Source organism: Meiothermus taiwanensis WR-220 (assembly GCF_003568585.1).
Lineage (GTDB): Bacteria > Deinococcota > Deinococci > Deinococcales > Thermaceae > Meiothermus > Meiothermus taiwanensis.
This window is the reverse complement of the sequence record NZ_CP021130.1, coordinates 2,668,342-2,680,792: the sequence shown is the minus strand read 5'-3', so window position 1 is coordinate 2,680,792 and position 12,451 is coordinate 2,668,342. Positions and strand designations below refer to the sequence as shown.

14 protein-coding genes and 2 tRNA genes are annotated in these 12,451 nt (G+C 63.8%); 7 read left to right on the top strand and 9 right to left on the bottom strand.

What is annotated here, in order from left to right; all coding sequences use genetic code 11:
• The first annotated feature begins 1 nt into the window (after position 1).
• The 5 genes from MTAI_RS13230 to MTAI_RS13210 are packed head-to-tail and all read left to right on the top strand — an operon-like array spanning position 2 to position 3,105.
• The gene (locus MTAI_RS13230) at positions 2 to 547 is read left to right on the top strand and encodes a histidine phosphatase family protein (protein WP_027888318.1); all 546 of its coding nucleotides are present in this window, start codon (positions 2 to 4) and stop codon (positions 545 to 547) included.
• Positions 548 to 553: 6 nt separating this feature from the next.
• Positions 554 to 1,063 carry a bifunctional adenosylcobinamide kinase/adenosylcobinamide-phosphate guanylyltransferase gene (gene cobU / locus MTAI_RS13225; RefSeq protein WP_027888317.1) on the top strand — a complete coding sequence of 170 codons (510 nt, stop codon included), beginning with the start codon at positions 554 to 556 and terminating at the stop codon, positions 1,061 to 1,063.
• A 3-nt stretch (positions 1,064 to 1,066) separates the two neighbouring features.
• Entirely contained in the window at positions 1,067 to 2,104 is a 1,038-nt protein-coding gene (cobT, locus tag MTAI_RS13220) for a nicotinate-nucleotide--dimethylbenzimidazole phosphoribosyltransferase (RefSeq protein WP_036197183.1), read from the top strand.
• 55 nt (positions 2,105 to 2,159) lie between these two features.
• A complete protein-coding gene (locus MTAI_RS13215) occupies positions 2,160 to 2,393 on the top strand; it encodes a C1orf53 family protein (protein WP_027888315.1) in 234 nt (77 codons plus the stop codon).
• Between the two features lies 1 nt (position 2,394).
• Complete coding sequence (locus MTAI_RS13210; protein ID WP_223299737.1) at positions 2,395 to 3,105, top strand: adenosylcobinamide-GDP ribazoletransferase; 711 nt, start codon at positions 2,395 to 2,397, stop codon at positions 3,103 to 3,105.
• Between the two features lie 133 nt (positions 3,106 to 3,238).
• Here MTAI_RS13210 and MTAI_RS13205 read toward each other — a convergent pair whose 3' ends face one another.
• The 9 genes from MTAI_RS13205 to MTAI_RS13165 form a co-directional block, all read right to left on the bottom strand.
• Positions 3,239 to 3,979 carry a flavin monoamine oxidase family protein gene (locus MTAI_RS13205; protein WP_312030462.1) on the bottom strand — a complete coding sequence of 247 codons (741 nt, stop codon included), beginning with the start codon at positions 3,977 to 3,979 and terminating at the stop codon, positions 3,239 to 3,241.
• 24 nt (positions 3,980 to 4,003) lie between these two features.
• A complete protein-coding gene (locus tag MTAI_RS13200; RefSeq protein WP_043983372.1) occupies positions 4,004 to 4,546 on the bottom strand; it encodes an FAD-dependent oxidoreductase in 543 nt (180 codons plus the stop codon).
• A 622-nt stretch (positions 4,547 to 5,168) separates the two neighbouring features.
• Complete coding sequence (locus tag MTAI_RS13195; RefSeq protein ID WP_043983373.1) at positions 5,169 to 6,458, bottom strand: cytochrome b; 1,290 nt, start codon at positions 6,456 to 6,458, stop codon at positions 5,169 to 5,171.
• Positions 6,459 to 6,467: 9 nt separating this feature from the next.
• A complete protein-coding gene (locus MTAI_RS13190) occupies positions 6,468 to 7,112 on the bottom strand; it encodes a QcrA and Rieske domain-containing protein (protein ID WP_043983375.1) in 645 nt (214 codons plus the stop codon).
• A gap of 21 nt (positions 7,113 to 7,133) precedes the next feature.
• Positions 7,134 to 7,625 (bottom strand): hypothetical protein, encoded by a 492-nt coding sequence (locus MTAI_RS13185; RefSeq protein ID WP_013012542.1) that lies wholly within the window; start codon positions 7,623 to 7,625, stop codon positions 7,134 to 7,136.
• A 13-nt stretch (positions 7,626 to 7,638) separates the two neighbouring features.
• A complete protein-coding gene (locus tag MTAI_RS13180) occupies positions 7,639 to 8,394 on the bottom strand; it encodes a c-type cytochrome (protein ID WP_027888310.1) in 756 nt (251 codons plus the stop codon).
• A 180-nt stretch (positions 8,395 to 8,574) separates the two neighbouring features.
• Positions 8,575 to 9,336: a sugar phosphate isomerase/epimerase family protein gene (locus MTAI_RS13175; RefSeq protein ID WP_027888309.1), complete on the bottom strand. Its 762-nt coding sequence runs from the start codon at positions 9,334 to 9,336 to the stop codon at positions 8,575 to 8,577.
• Positions 9,337 to 9,534: 198 nt separating this feature from the next.
• Positions 9,535 to 11,355 (bottom strand): hypothetical protein, encoded by a 1,821-nt coding sequence (locus MTAI_RS13170; RefSeq protein WP_027888308.1) that lies wholly within the window; start codon positions 11,353 to 11,355, stop codon positions 9,535 to 9,537.
• 12 nt (positions 11,356 to 11,367) lie between these two features.
• Positions 11,368 to 11,997 carry a roadblock/LC7 domain-containing protein gene (locus MTAI_RS13165; RefSeq protein ID WP_027888307.1) on the bottom strand — a complete coding sequence of 210 codons (630 nt, stop codon included), beginning with the start codon at positions 11,995 to 11,997 and terminating at the stop codon, positions 11,368 to 11,370.
• 133 nt (positions 11,998 to 12,130) lie between these two features.
• Here MTAI_RS13165 and MTAI_RS13160 point away from each other — a divergent pair.
• Together MTAI_RS13160 and MTAI_RS13155 are read left to right on the top strand one after the other, a co-directional pair.
• Positions 12,131 to 12,204 (top strand) — tRNA-Gln (locus tag MTAI_RS13160).
• A 75-nt stretch (positions 12,205 to 12,279) separates the two neighbouring features.
• A tRNA-Glu gene (locus tag MTAI_RS13155) sits at positions 12,280 to 12,354 on the top strand.
• Positions 12,355 to 12,451: the final 97 nt, after the last annotated feature.

Sequence of the window (12,451 nt, the reverse complement as noted above, 5' to 3'; positions counted from 1 at the left end):
GATGTGCGAGCTCTGGCTGGTGCGCCACGGAGAAACCACCTGGAACCGGGAGGGTCGGCTTACCGGCTGGAGCGACGTGCCGCTTACGGCCTTGGGTGAGCAGCAGGCCCGGGCTTTGTCGAGCTGGCTGGCCGCCGAACGCTTCGAGCGGGTGGTGGCCTCCGACCTGCAGCGGGCCATCCAGACTGCCCGGCTGGCCTACGGCGAACCCCAGGAAGTCTCGGCGGCGCTGCGCGAGCTCGAGTTCGGCGGGCTCGAGGGCCTGAAGTGGGCCGAGCTGCCCGAGGCCTGCAAAGCGGCGCTCCTGGCCTTTGATGGCTTCCAGGCACCCGGCGGGGAGTCCACCGCCCAGCTGCGGCGCCGGGTGTATGGCTTCTTCGACCGCCTGCCGGCGGGCCGCCACCTGGTCTTTACCCACGGGGGGGTGCTGCGCCTGGTGCTGCGGGAGCTGGATCAAGACCGCTTCCTGCCGCCCTGCGCGGTGGTGGGGGTGGACTGGGCGCACAAGCGGGTGCGCTTTGTGCGAACGCCCGAGGACGGGGGGTGAGGCCCTATGCAGAACCATCTGCTGCTCATCACCGGGGGGGCCCGGGCCGGCAAGAGCCGCTTTGCCCAGGCCCAGGCCTGGGCTTTGGGGCAGGAGCGGGTGAGCTTTATCGCGACGGCACAGCCGCTGGATGAGGAGATGCGCCAGCGCATTGCCCAGCACCGGGCCGAGCGCCCCCCCGCCTGGGAGACCCTGGAGGCCCCGCTCGAGGTGCCCCAGGCCCTGGAGCGGGCCCGGCACGGGGTGGTGCTGCTGGACTGCCTCACCTTGTGGGTCTCCAACCTGATGCTGGCCGGCCTCGAGGTGGAGCCCGCCCTCGAGCACCTGCTGGCGGTTCGGGCCCAGACCGGCAAGACCCTGCTGGTGGTCACCAACGAGGTGGGCCTGGGCATCGTGCCCGACAACCCCCTGGCCCGGCGCTACCGCGACCTGCTGGGGGCGGCCAACGCCCGCGTCGCACAGGAGGCCCAGCGGGTCTACCTGCTGGTGGCGGGTATTCCGCTACAGATCAAATAGTCTATGATGCGCTTCAACATCCCACCCATCCCCCAGGAATGGCTGGCCCAGGCCCGCGCCCACCAGGATCAGCTCACCAAGCCGCCGGGCTCGCTGGGATATCTGGAGGAACTGGGGGTTCGCCTGGCCGCCATCCAGCAGACCCTGCGGCCCGTGCTGGGCAAAGGCGCCGTGATCGTCTGCGCCGCCGACCACGGGGTGGCCGCCGAGGGCGTCTCGGCCTACCCATCCGAGGTGACCGCCCAGATGCTCCTGAACTTTCGGGCGGGGGGCGCGGCCATCAATCAAATTGCTCGAGCCGCCCATGCCCAGGTTTACGTGCTCGATGTGGGCGTCAATTCCCCTGTTCCCTCGCCGGAGCGGGTGCGACCGGGCACCGGCAACATCGCCCAGGAGGCCGCCATGACCCGCGCCGAAGCCGAGCAGGCCATCCGGGCCGGGGCCGAGGCCGCCCGCCGGGCCATCGCCGAGGGCGCTACCATCCTGGCCGCCGGTGATATGGGCATCGGCAATACCACCGCGGCGGCAGCCCTTACCGCGGCCTTGCTGGGGCTGGAGGCCGAGGCGGTGACCGGGCGCGGTACCGGGGTGGATGAGGCCCGCTACCAGCAAAAGGTGCAGGTCGTGCGTAGGGCGCTGCACCGGGCCCAGGCCCGTCTGGGCGCGCTTACTCAAGCCGGGCCGCTCGAGCTGCTCACAGAGCTGGGTGGGCTGGAAATTGCGGCGATAGCGGGGGTGTTTCTGGCCGGGGCCGAGGCCGGCCTGCCCCTGGTCACCGACGGCTTCCCGGTAACCACCGGGGCTTTGCTGGCCTGCCGCCTCGAGCCGAACGTGCGCGAATATCTTTTTGCCGGACACCGCTCGGTGGAGCCGGGGCACAGAAGGCAGCTCGATGCGTTGGGGCTGCGGCCCATCCTCGAGCTCGACATGCGCCTGGGCGAGGGCACCGGGGCGGTTTTGAGCTTTCCCATCCTGCGGGCGGCGGCCTCGGTAATGGCGGGGATGGCTACCTTTGCCCAGGCCGGGGTGTCGCAAACCTAGGCTGGATTGATATTCAATCCAGAAAATAAAGTAAAATGCTCACAAGGAAACAAAAATGGCGAGGGTAGAACTCAAAGAAAACGTAGATTACTACATCGAAAACGGTCTCTACGTTTTCACCGAGGCGTATCACCGCAAGCGCGGCTACTGCTGCGGCTCTGGGTGCCGCCACTGTCCTTACCCTAAAGAAATTCAGGCCCAGACCGTGCAACTGCGGCTCGAGGGCCGTCCCATCAGAACCAAAGAAGAGTTCGAGGCACGCTTTGGGGCGGTTCTGGTACAACCTTAAGGTGCGCCCTTTCTGGCTGGCTGTAGGCTTTCTGACCACCTTTCCCGTGCCCAACCTGGGCCAGGTCAAAGACGGCGAAATGAAGGCCGCCTCGGCTTTCTACCCCCTGGCGGGCTACCTGATTGGTGGGGTGCTGGCCCTGGTGGCCTGGCTGACCGCTGCCTTGCCCGATGGGCTGCAAGGGGCCATCCTGCTGGCGGTCTGGCTGGCCTGTACCGGCATGCTGCACCTGGACGGCCTGCTGGACTCCGCCGACGCCCTCCTCTCCATGAAACCCCCCGCCGAGCGCCTGCGCATTTTGGGTGATGTGCACCTGGGCAGCTTTGCCTTTGGGGTGGGGTTTGTGGTGCTTCTCCTGAAGTGGCAGTTGCTGGCCTCGAGCCCCTCGCCCTGGCTGCTCTTGTGCCTGCCCGCCCTGGTGCGCTTTGGCTTGCTTTTGCCCATGAACCTCTTTCCGGCGGCCCGCCAGGAGGGCCTGGGGGCCCGCAGCCGCGAGGGTCGAATCTTCCCGGCCTTGCTGTTTGCCCTGCCGGCCATCTACTTCTTCCCCTGGGTTGCCCTGGCCGTGCTTGCGACGATGCTACTGCTGGCCTCCTGGGCTGCCAGAAGGCTGGGGGGTGGGCTTACCGGCGATGTGTACGGGGCGCTGGTGGAGCTGGGGGAGGTGGCGGGCTTGATGGTGGGGGTGTGGTGGGGGAGGCATGGAATGTAATTTGAGCAGGTGGTGGCGAATCTTTTTTGCCGTCGCTGCCGTGTTTCTCCTTTCAACGCGGCGGCACCCCAGTCCACAGCAAATGCCCAGCACAGCGGTTTTTCGCCGTGCTGGGCAGTCTGCGCTGTGGTTGTCACGCCCCCAAGGGCAGGGCGGGTCGCAGGGTTTCGGAACGGGGGGTCGGATAGGTGAGCGCGCGGGCCTGTAGGACTTCGCGGGCGGCCCGCCGTCCGCTGGCATAGGCCCCGTGCACGGTGGCGGCCCAGGCGTTGGAGGCGGTGTGTTCGCCGGCAAAGAAGAGCCGGTTGCCCACCGGCTGGGCCAGGATGCGGCGGGCCTGGGAGGCCCCCACGCTGGCCTTGGAGTAGGCCCCCAGGGTGTAGGGGTCGTCCTGCCAGTGGGCCAGCCGGGCCCGGCGGGGGGTGAGGTCGGGGCGGCCTAAGGCCTGGCGCAGGGTTTGCAGCGCGCTTTTCAGGGCCTCTTCCTCGGGCAGGGCCAGGAGTTCGCGGGCCCTGGGGCCGGTGGCCAGGGCGGTCAGAATCTCGAAGTTTACGCCGTGGCCGGCGGCGCTGCTCCACCACTCGTCGGGGCTGTGGCCGGGCACGTAAAGCTCCACAATGCCGGGCGGGAAGACCGGCCCATCGAATAAAAAGAAGAGCTTAACCGCATCGGTGAGGCCCAAACGGTGCAGCGCTTCTTGCTTGGCCTCGGGCAGCTCGGGGACAAAGCGGATCCGGCCGGCTTTCAGCACGCCCAGGGGCACGGCGATTACGGCCTGGTCGGCCAGGAAGACCCGCCCATCGGTGGTGAGGGCCTTGACGCCAAAAGGGCCCCACTCGAGCGTCTCCACCACGGCCCCCAGCCGGATGTCCAGTGAGGTCGCTAGTTTTATCGCTAGTTAATCGTAGCCCTCGAGGATGCGGTAATCCCCCTCCTCGGCGGACTTGTCACACAGAAACTCCAGCGCGGCCTGGGCGCTCAGGGTTTCTGGAGCGTCGAAGTCGGAGATGTACTCTTGCAGCTTGTAGGGGATTTTTTGGCCCTCGAGCCGGTTGCGCTGGAGGTACGCGGCCAGCGACTCCTCGCCCTGGGCCTGCGGCCAGTCCACCATCCGGATGTTGTTGTAGCCCAGCGCCTCGCAGCCCACCTCGGCAATGGTGCGAAGGCTGCCATCCGGCAGGCGTACCAGGGTGTCGTCCTGCTGGTTGAAGTAGTGGGTGCGCAGGCCAAACTGTGCAGCGAGGGGATAGGTGGGAACCTGGCTGCTGTGGATGAACTCCGCGCCGAGCTCGATAGGTACAGCAGCAAAACTTCTATCGGTGCGGATGCGTCCTCCGACGCGGTGTTGGGCTTCAAGAACAGTAACCTGATGCTTCGCCTTCTTTAGGTCTTGGGCCGCGGCCAGGCCGGCGGCTCCGGCGCCTATAACGAGCGTTTTCATGCGAATCTACCTTTTTACACTTCTGCAAACCTTTCTCCCGAGAATTGTTCTGGATGCTCGGGCATCACCCTGCCGACTTAGTCGCTCCATCGCACGGTGGCATACCGTGTGGTGGCAGTTCGTCGTATTGCTTGTAATCAAAGCCTGACCAGCAATGGGAAGTTCCTTGCGGTGTTTCGATCAACCTCCTTTCTGGCTTGGTTTCCCCTCTGCGGGGGTAGTTTTAGTTTAGCTCGAGGCCCCCGAAGCCCGATGAAGGATTACGCACAATTGGGGCAAAAACCGTATTTTTTGTTACGGCAAAGCACCGCTAAGCAAATCCTGGACATGATGGTGCCATATTTCGCAAGTGTATATTTATGCAAATGCGCGGTGCGATCCAGGCGGGCGGTGAGGAGCGGGCCGCGCTCGAGCAAACCGGGCACACCCCAACGAGCGCGGGGATGATTAGCCATGCGCTGGGGTGGGTTTCTATTGCGGGGTGTATGCACTTGAGGTCGGCAGCTCGAGCAGGGCCAGGATCTTTTCCAGCTGCTCGCGTTCGCTCAAAAACCCCGACCCCATTATGCCGCGGAACCAAAAAAAGCGCTCCGCAGGGGAGCGCCTTGAGACTGAACGAGTCTTAATCGTCGGCGGCGGAGCCTTTGCCCATCAGCTTGATGTCGGGCTCCCGGTTCCAGTCCTTGCCGTAGATGGCCTTCATGATGATGTAGCAGACCACCCCGGTAACGATGGGCACGATAAAGACCAGCACCCACAACAGGCCGTTGGAGAGGCCCAGATCCACCTTGTAGCCGGCCAGGGTGCTCATGATGTAGAACATCAGCATCCCCACCACAAAGCTGGTGCGGAAGGGGTGCTGGCTGGGGAGCTCGAGGTAGCGCTGCTTCTCTTTGGAGTAGTCCAGGAAGGGGATGGCCAGGGCCCCCAGGATGATGATGGTGGGTACCAGGATGCCGCCCCAGAACTGCGGGCCAAAGGTGGCCCCCAGGAACTCAAAACGCCAGTTGGCCGGGATGATCTGCAAGATCCCGTAGATCCACATGAAGTACCAGTCCGGCTTAACCGCTGGGGTGTTGGCGGTGGGGGGGCCAAAAGCCTGCACCGGGTGGGCCAGGAAAGCCCCGGCGATGAAGGTGGTCACGGCGATGTAGACCAGAAACAGAATGCCCATCATCGCGGCCTGCTGCGGGAAGAGCGGCACCCCCACAATCTTGCCCGGCGCCACCTTCTCGGCGTACTTGGGCTGGGTGTGCTTCTGCTTGATCATGATGGTCAGGTGCGCGCCAATCAGGGCAATCAGGGCCAGCGGCAGCCAGAGCACGTGAATGGGGAAGAGCCGGGGGATGGTCTGGGTGTTGGTGGGGGAAAGCTCACCGGCAAAGAGGATATCCGAGAGCAGCTTGCCCACCCAGGGGGCCGCCGCGCCGATCTCGTAGCCAATCTTGGTGGCGGTGAGGGCGTAGTTGTCGAAGGGCAGGGCGTAGCCGGTGAAGGCCGTGATGATGGCCAGCACCAGCAGGAACACCCCCACAATCCAGTTCAGCTCGCGGGGGTTTTTGTAGGCCCCGGTCAGGTGGATGCGCAGCATGTGCAGGAAGGCTGCGGCGATCATGATGTGGGCGGCCCAGTGGTGCAGTGAGCGGATCACCGCGCCAAAGGGTAGCGAGTCGATGTAGAGAATCGAGTAATAGGCGGCCGGCACCTCCTGCCCGCCCGAGAGCGAGCCCGAGACCGGGCGGATGGACGGCTCGTAGTTAAGGGTCAGGAAGATGCCGGTGAGCACCAGGGTGACAAAGGAAAACAGGGTGATCTCGCCCAGGAAAAACGAGTGGTGCACCGGGAAGGCTTTGCGGAAAGCCTTGGCGTATAGCTTTCCTATGCTCAAGCGATCGTCTAACCACTGATACATACTCCCTCCCTATACGTCGGCGCCGGGCTTGCCCAGGAACTCACCCGCCACCACCACCTTGCCCCCCTCCACCTTAACCGGTAGTTGGGGAACGGGCGCAGGTACCGGGCCTCCCACCACCCTGGCCTGGTTGTAGATGTCGTACCGGCCGCCGTGGCAGGGGCAGAGCCAGGTGTCGTTCTGCCACAGGCTTACCGTACAGCCCAGGTGCTTGCAGACCGCCGAGTAGGCCAGCACCCCTTCGGGGGAGGCGTGCTGGCGGGTCTCCGGGCTCATTTTGTTGGGATCGGCCAGGATGACCATGATGGTGTTGGTGATCAGGTCTTTTTTGACCACGTTCTCAGGGCTTTTGGGGAAAGCGATGATGAAGGGGATTCTTTCCCGTTGAGCGGCCCGCAGGTCGTCCAGGGTAATCTCTTGGTCGGCTTTGGGGCCGGTGGCAAAGACCAGGGTGTCGCCCACCGCCACCGGTTCTTTGCTGGGAATCTTTTCTTCGCGGGGTACCAGACCCGCGCCCACCCACAGGGTCGAGAGCACCGCGGCCCCTGCGCTCACGCCGATGGCTGCCTGCAGGATGGCCCGGCGGGTGGCGTGGGCCTGGGGGTCTTCGTGGTGGTGCTCGTGGTGATGGGCAGTGGCTTCATGATCGGCCATTGTCAAATCCTCCAAACTCTGCTACCAGGGGAAGTCGCTTTTCTCGTCTTCGGCCAGAACTTCTTCTGGCACGAAGTATTTTTTGTAGATGGCGATGAGCAAGGCCAGGATGAGCATCATTGAGGCAAACACCCCGGCCTGTAGGGTGGTGGCGTTGTAATAGCCAATCTCGGGGTTGTTGGCGAACACCAAAGTGCGCACGAAGAAGCCCGAGAGCATCACCAGTAGAAGCGAGAGCACCACCCCGGCCACCATGGGCAGGCTGCTGGGCTCCGGTTCATGTTTGCCAGGGCGCAGCTCGGAGCCCTCGAGCCAGTTGCTCAACAGCCCGATAAACCCGTAGATAAACAGCACCATGGCAAAGGCCATCAGCCCGATGTTGCCTACCGTGAGGTGGGGTACCACCCCGGCTTCGTGCACCACCCGCATCCGGTCGTTGAGGTAGGCCATCAGAAACAGGGCCGCCGAGAAGACCAGGGCGAAGTAGGGAACCACCGTATCGTTGCGGTACATCTTCCCTCCAGGTTTAGCGGGCCGCCTTGAACTCGTCGGGGGTCACGCCGCCAAACTTGTTGCTCCAGCTATTCTTGATGTAGGTGGCCACCGCGGCCAGCTCCTCGTCGGAGAGCTGGGCAAAGCTGGGCATTCCGCCCTTGCCCTTGAGCAGGATGTTGATGGTGTAAGCCTTGTCGGCCACGTTCTTGCTGCCGTCCAGGGCCGGGAAGACCCCCGGCAGGCCCTTGCCGGTGGGCTGGTGGCAGCCGGCGCAGTTGGCGCTGTAAATCTGCTCGCCCTTGGCTTTGAGGGCTTCGTCCACGGCTGCTACCGCGCCGCCATGATCGCCCCCGTGGGCCCCTGCCTCGGCGGCAGCGGGGGGTTTGGCGACCTCCTCGAGGGTCTTGTTGGTTACGCCGGTGGCCGCAAAGAAGAGCCAGACCCCGCCCAGAATAGCGGCGGTGGCGATGGCCGCGCCCAGCCCAGGGAATCGCTCGCGGCTGGGCTTCACATCGGGGTCGGCCACCCGCAGGGTCACGTCCAGGGTGCCCGAGACCTCCTTGCCCTCCTCCAGGCCCTGCAGCAGCACCCCTGGGGTGTTGGCTACCTTAAAGGGCACTTCCTTTACTTCCCGGGCGCCGTTGGTGTAGTAGGTAACCACCCGAAGCAGGTGTTCCCCGTCGCTTAGTGAGCGGGTGTCGTAGGTGACTTTGAAAGGGGGTTGGGTGAGCACCTGCACGGGTTCGGCGCCGCCATCCAGATACACTTCGATTCGCTCAATCGGCATTGCTTGATTCCTCCTGGCCAGGCCCGTTCAGGGGGGCTGGGCACTGCTTTCAAGACTACCAGAAAATTAGGGGCCTGCGCCCCGGTAAGACCATCATAAAAACTCACTCAGGGGCAAATGTCCCTTGTATAGACTGCAACAATAAAAGCTTGCGTGCGCCAATTGTAGCTTGGAATAAATTTAGGAATCAGCCCGCAACAAAGCCACACTCCGGCGCACACCCTCCGCGCCGCCCGATACCTCGAGGGCCGCGGTGCCGTCGAAGTTCTCCAGCAGCTTCCGCACCCAGGCCCAGTCCACGGCCCCCTCCCCACAGGGTAGGTGTTCGTCCTGAACACCCCGGTTATCGTGCAGATGAAGGTGCAGCAGGCGGTGGCCCAGCAGGTGGTGGTACTCCTGGGGGCCCGTGGGGCCTCGCTGGATAAGCGCGTGGCCCACATCCAGGCAGAAGCCGTACTGGGGGTGGGACTCCAGCAGGTTCCGCAGTTCGATGGGGGTTTCTAGCAGATCGCTTGGGTCGAGGCCCAGGTTTTCCAGTGCCACCGGTATGGCCAGCTCGAGCTGCTCGAGGGCCTGATGGGCGAGCTGGTGGGCGTGGTTTACAGCCTCGGGTAGCCGCAGCGGAATCAAACCGGTGTGCAGCACCCCACAGATCGCACCGATCTGGGCTCCGAAGTCGATGGCCCGCTGGGTGCGCTCGAGGGAGAGCCGTTGCACCTCCGGTACCAGCGAGACCAGGTTCCAGTCCACGAAAGGCAGATGCACGGTAAACCCCACCCCGGCGACCCGGCCCATTTCGGCCAGCTCCCGGGCTTTGGGCAGCCGGGGATCCATTTCGTGTTGGTCAAAGGCGATTTCCAGAAAAAGGCCCAGATCGGAGGCCAGCTCGAGGGATTGCCGGTAGCTGAGGCCAGCGGTAAGGGGGCTAAAACCCAGTTTCATAAGAAAAACCGGGTGGATTATACCGCCTGGGCGTTGGGGGTATGGCGTTACGTGGTCTGCTGGGCTAGCTTAACGCTTCCGGAACAGTGCAGGTCTTTGATGCTTTGTTATACCGGATTCAAAAAGATATTCAACCAAAGCAAAGGCCTCCAAAGACTGTCTTTTTGAATCCTAGAGCACTCCGGCGCCGAACTGGTATTAGAACTCCTCATCCCACTCCACGATGGTCTCGCTGGTCAGGCCGGGGTGCGGCTTGGTGCTGGCAGCGGTGCCTGCCGCACTACCCGCAGCGGTCTGGGCTATGGTGGAGCTTCGGCTGCGCTGTACAGGGGTGCGCTGGTTTTGCAGCAAACCGAACTGGGTTGCAATGCCGCGCAGGCCAATCGTAGCGAAGATGATCACCAAGAACACCGTCAGGCCCCAGAACAACTGGGCCACCAGGTTTTGCTGGATGGACAGGTAGGTGAGGATGTTCAGGAAGGGCAGCCGACCGTAGCGCGGGTCGGACAGGATGGAGCCGATGTAAGATAAGCCCTCCATCATAGCCGGCAGCAGCAGGAAGAAAAAGGCCAGCCCCAGGAAGCGCCAGTAGACGTTGCGCCCACCGAAGGTCAGCTTGAGCAGGTAAAGCGGGAAGAAGGCCAGGAGTCCGGCTAGGATGAAGAGAAAAGCCCGGGGGATGCCCAGGATGGTTTGCAGCAGCCAGATTTGCAGGCTGTGGAAAGCCCCTAGGCTTCTTCCCTCCAGAACCAGGGCGTTTTCCAGCAGCTCCCCCGAAAGCACTGTGAAGTCGCTGGTGCGCAGGCCCACCGCGTTTTCCGCCAGGTTGAGCACCCGGTTGGTGCGTTGGGCCAGCTCGGGCTGCAGGGCCTCGATCAGGGGGGCAATGGCCGTTCTGTAGCGGGCGCTGACCTGGGCTAGGGTGCGACGAGCAAGGGCGGTCTGCCCATTTTCAACCTGGGCCTGGGCCTCCAGCAGGCGTCCGCGTACCTCCAGCAAGGCCCGTTTCCAGTCGTCGATGCTGTAAACGCCGGCCCCTGTCAGGCTGTCGGCCACACGCTCGAGCTGGCGGCTGTCTTTGATTAGGAAGCGCAGATCCCCCAGCAGCTGCTGGTAGGCGTCTGGGGTGGGGGCCGCCTGAACAGCCGGGCGGGTTTGCACAGCAACTGTTGGGGGCGTTTCCCTGGGGGCCGGGGGGGTGCGGGGGGCCTCTAGGCGAACCCCCCCAGCGGCCGGGGGGGTTTGGTTAGCGGTGGTGGTGGGGTTACTTCGCCGTTGACTCTGGGGGCTCGAGGCCGCTCTTAGGAAGTTTTGAGCCTGGGTTACCAACCCCTGTACATCGGTTTTGAAACCGCCCAGATTGCCGCTGGACAGTTTGCCCAGGGCATCCACAAAGGCTTTGGCGCTGAGCCCACGAGCGCGGGGCGAGTCCTGCACGATTAGATAAAGCGCGTAGGCCCGGGTGGCCTCGAGGTAGGCCCGTACTGCACTGGTCTGGGCCTGGGCCCGCTGGAGGGCGTTGGTGATGCCCTGGGCATAGGTGCGCTCAAACAAACGACGCACCCCCTCCAGGTTGTTTGCGGCGGCCAGGGCTTGCACCTGGGCCTGGAGGTTGCTGGGCAGCCCGCTGGCTGAGAGCACTTTGGGCAGCAGGCGGTTGGCATCGGCGCTGTTGCCTGCCGCGAGGGCGCTGAAGTAGTTGTCGTACAGGGCCTTGCCCAGGATGGCCTTGATGATCTGGGTGCGGGCCTCGAGGTCGGCGCTGCTGCGGCGCGCTAGGGCCTGGCGGGCATCGGCCAGGGACTGTTGTATGCCCTCGCGCAGCACCGGGGGCAATCCACCGGCCCCCTTGCGGAAGTTGTCCTCGGCTTGGGCCAGGAGCTCGAGGGCCCGTGCGGGGTTGCTGTTTTGTAGCGTGCGCACCTGATCCAAGATGGGTGCGAGCTGGTCGTACAGGGTGAGGGCCGGAGTGGCCCAGGCCAGGCTAAATAGCGCGATTATCGCAAACCAACGCTTCATGGTCATAACCTCCTATTGCTCGGCGCCCACCTGGAGGGCTTCGATCTTGCCCATTCGGTATAGCAGTTGCCCCAGATTGGCCTCGTTGCGCGTGAGCACAGCCAGGTAACCTTGCCCCAAGGGGCGCAGCACCAGCTGAGCCTCTCTGAACACAGTGTAAAACACCCGGTAACTCCCTTTGCGGTCAAGTAACCGGTGCATGGTAGAAAGCAGTTCGACCAGGCTCTCGCTGTAAGATCCCAAGCGCAATTCGCGTCCGTAACTGGACTCCAGCATTACCGCCAGCACCCCTTCTTTGCGAGCCAGTTCTAGCACCAGGCGCTGGCGCTCAGACTCGCTTTGCAGATCTATGTACTCGGCCAGATCGGTGACCTCGAGGGTAGGAGCCGCCACTGGCTGGGGGCTGCGGGCTTGGGTTTTGAGCTGCTGGGCCAACTGCTTTAGCTCGGGCAAAAGCCCGTTCAGCGGCAGGATGCCTTTGATTTCTCGCTGCAACGGCCCCTCGATCAGCTCGGCCCAGCGCTGCGGTTCCAGTGCCTCTGGCGGCTGCCCTCCCAGCGCGCGCTTGAGCAGGCTGCTGGCTGCTAGGGGCGAGACCACCTGGGACAGGGCCTCGATGATTTTCTGTGCGGTTTTGTCCAAATGTCCTCCCACGCTGGGTTCAGGCCGGAAAGCCCCCACGCAGGCCCGGCCTGGGAATGATTATAGTGAAGGGCTTGCCAAAAACCGGGTCATCTTGTACCATACCCGTTGCCTGCTCGAACAGGCTCCTTGTTGGGGCATCGTCTAACGGCAGGACTACGGATTCTGGCTCCGTCAATCGTGGTTCGAATCCACGTGCCCCAGCCAGATTTATCTCGAAGGGCTGCCACCCACTGCGCTCCGACCTAAGCGCGAGGCAGCGCCCCGAGATAAACCCAACCCGGCCCCATCGACTAGCGGTTAGGTCACCGCCCTTTCAAGGCGGCGGCAGGGGTTCGAATCCCCTTGGGGTCACCAACAGCCCTCGGTTCGCGCCGGGGGTTTTAGCTTTGTCGAGAGGCTGATACCGTTTCTGCTTGAATCCTTCACCGCCATGGGCAGTCCGAGGTGAAAG

Bases quoted from the DNA above. Each gene is read 5' to 3' on its own strand.
- MTAI_RS13170 (WP_027888308.1), bottom strand. From the start codon at position 11,355: ATGAAGCGTTGGTTTGCGATAATCGCGCTATTTAGCCTGGCCTGGGCC.
- MTAI_RS13215 (WP_027888315.1), top strand. From the start codon at position 2,160: ATGGCGAGGGTAGAACTCAAAGAAAACGTAGATTACTACATCGAAAAC.
- MTAI_RS13175 (WP_027888309.1), bottom strand. From the start codon at position 9,336: ATGAAACTGGGTTTTAGCCCCCTTACCGCTGGCCTCAGCTACCGGCAA.
- MTAI_RS13180 (WP_027888310.1), bottom strand. From the start codon at position 8,394: ATGCCGATTGAGCGAATCGAAGTGTATCTGGATGGCGGCGCCGAACCC.
- MTAI_RS13200 (WP_043983372.1), bottom strand. From the start codon at position 4,546: ATGAAAACGCTCGTTATAGGCGCCGGAGCCGCCGGCCTGGCCGCGGCC.
- MTAI_RS13195 (WP_043983373.1), bottom strand. From the start codon at position 6,458: ATGTATCAGTGGTTAGACGATCGCTTGAGCATAGGAAAGCTATACGCC.
- cobT (WP_036197183.1), top strand. From the start codon at position 1,067: ATGATGCGCTTCAACATCCCACCCATCCCCCAGGAATGGCTGGCCCAG.
- MTAI_RS13230 (WP_027888318.1), top strand. From the start codon at position 2: ATGTGCGAGCTCTGGCTGGTGCGCCACGGAGAAACCACCTGGAACCGG.
- MTAI_RS13185 (WP_013012542.1), bottom strand. From the start codon at position 7,625: ATGTACCGCAACGATACGGTGGTTCCCTACTTCGCCCTGGTCTTCTCG.
- cobU (WP_027888317.1), top strand. From the start codon at position 554: ATGCAGAACCATCTGCTGCTCATCACCGGGGGGGCCCGGGCCGGCAAG.
- MTAI_RS13190 (WP_043983375.1), bottom strand. From the start codon at position 7,112: ATGGCCGATCATGAAGCCACTGCCCATCACCACGAGCACCACCACGAA.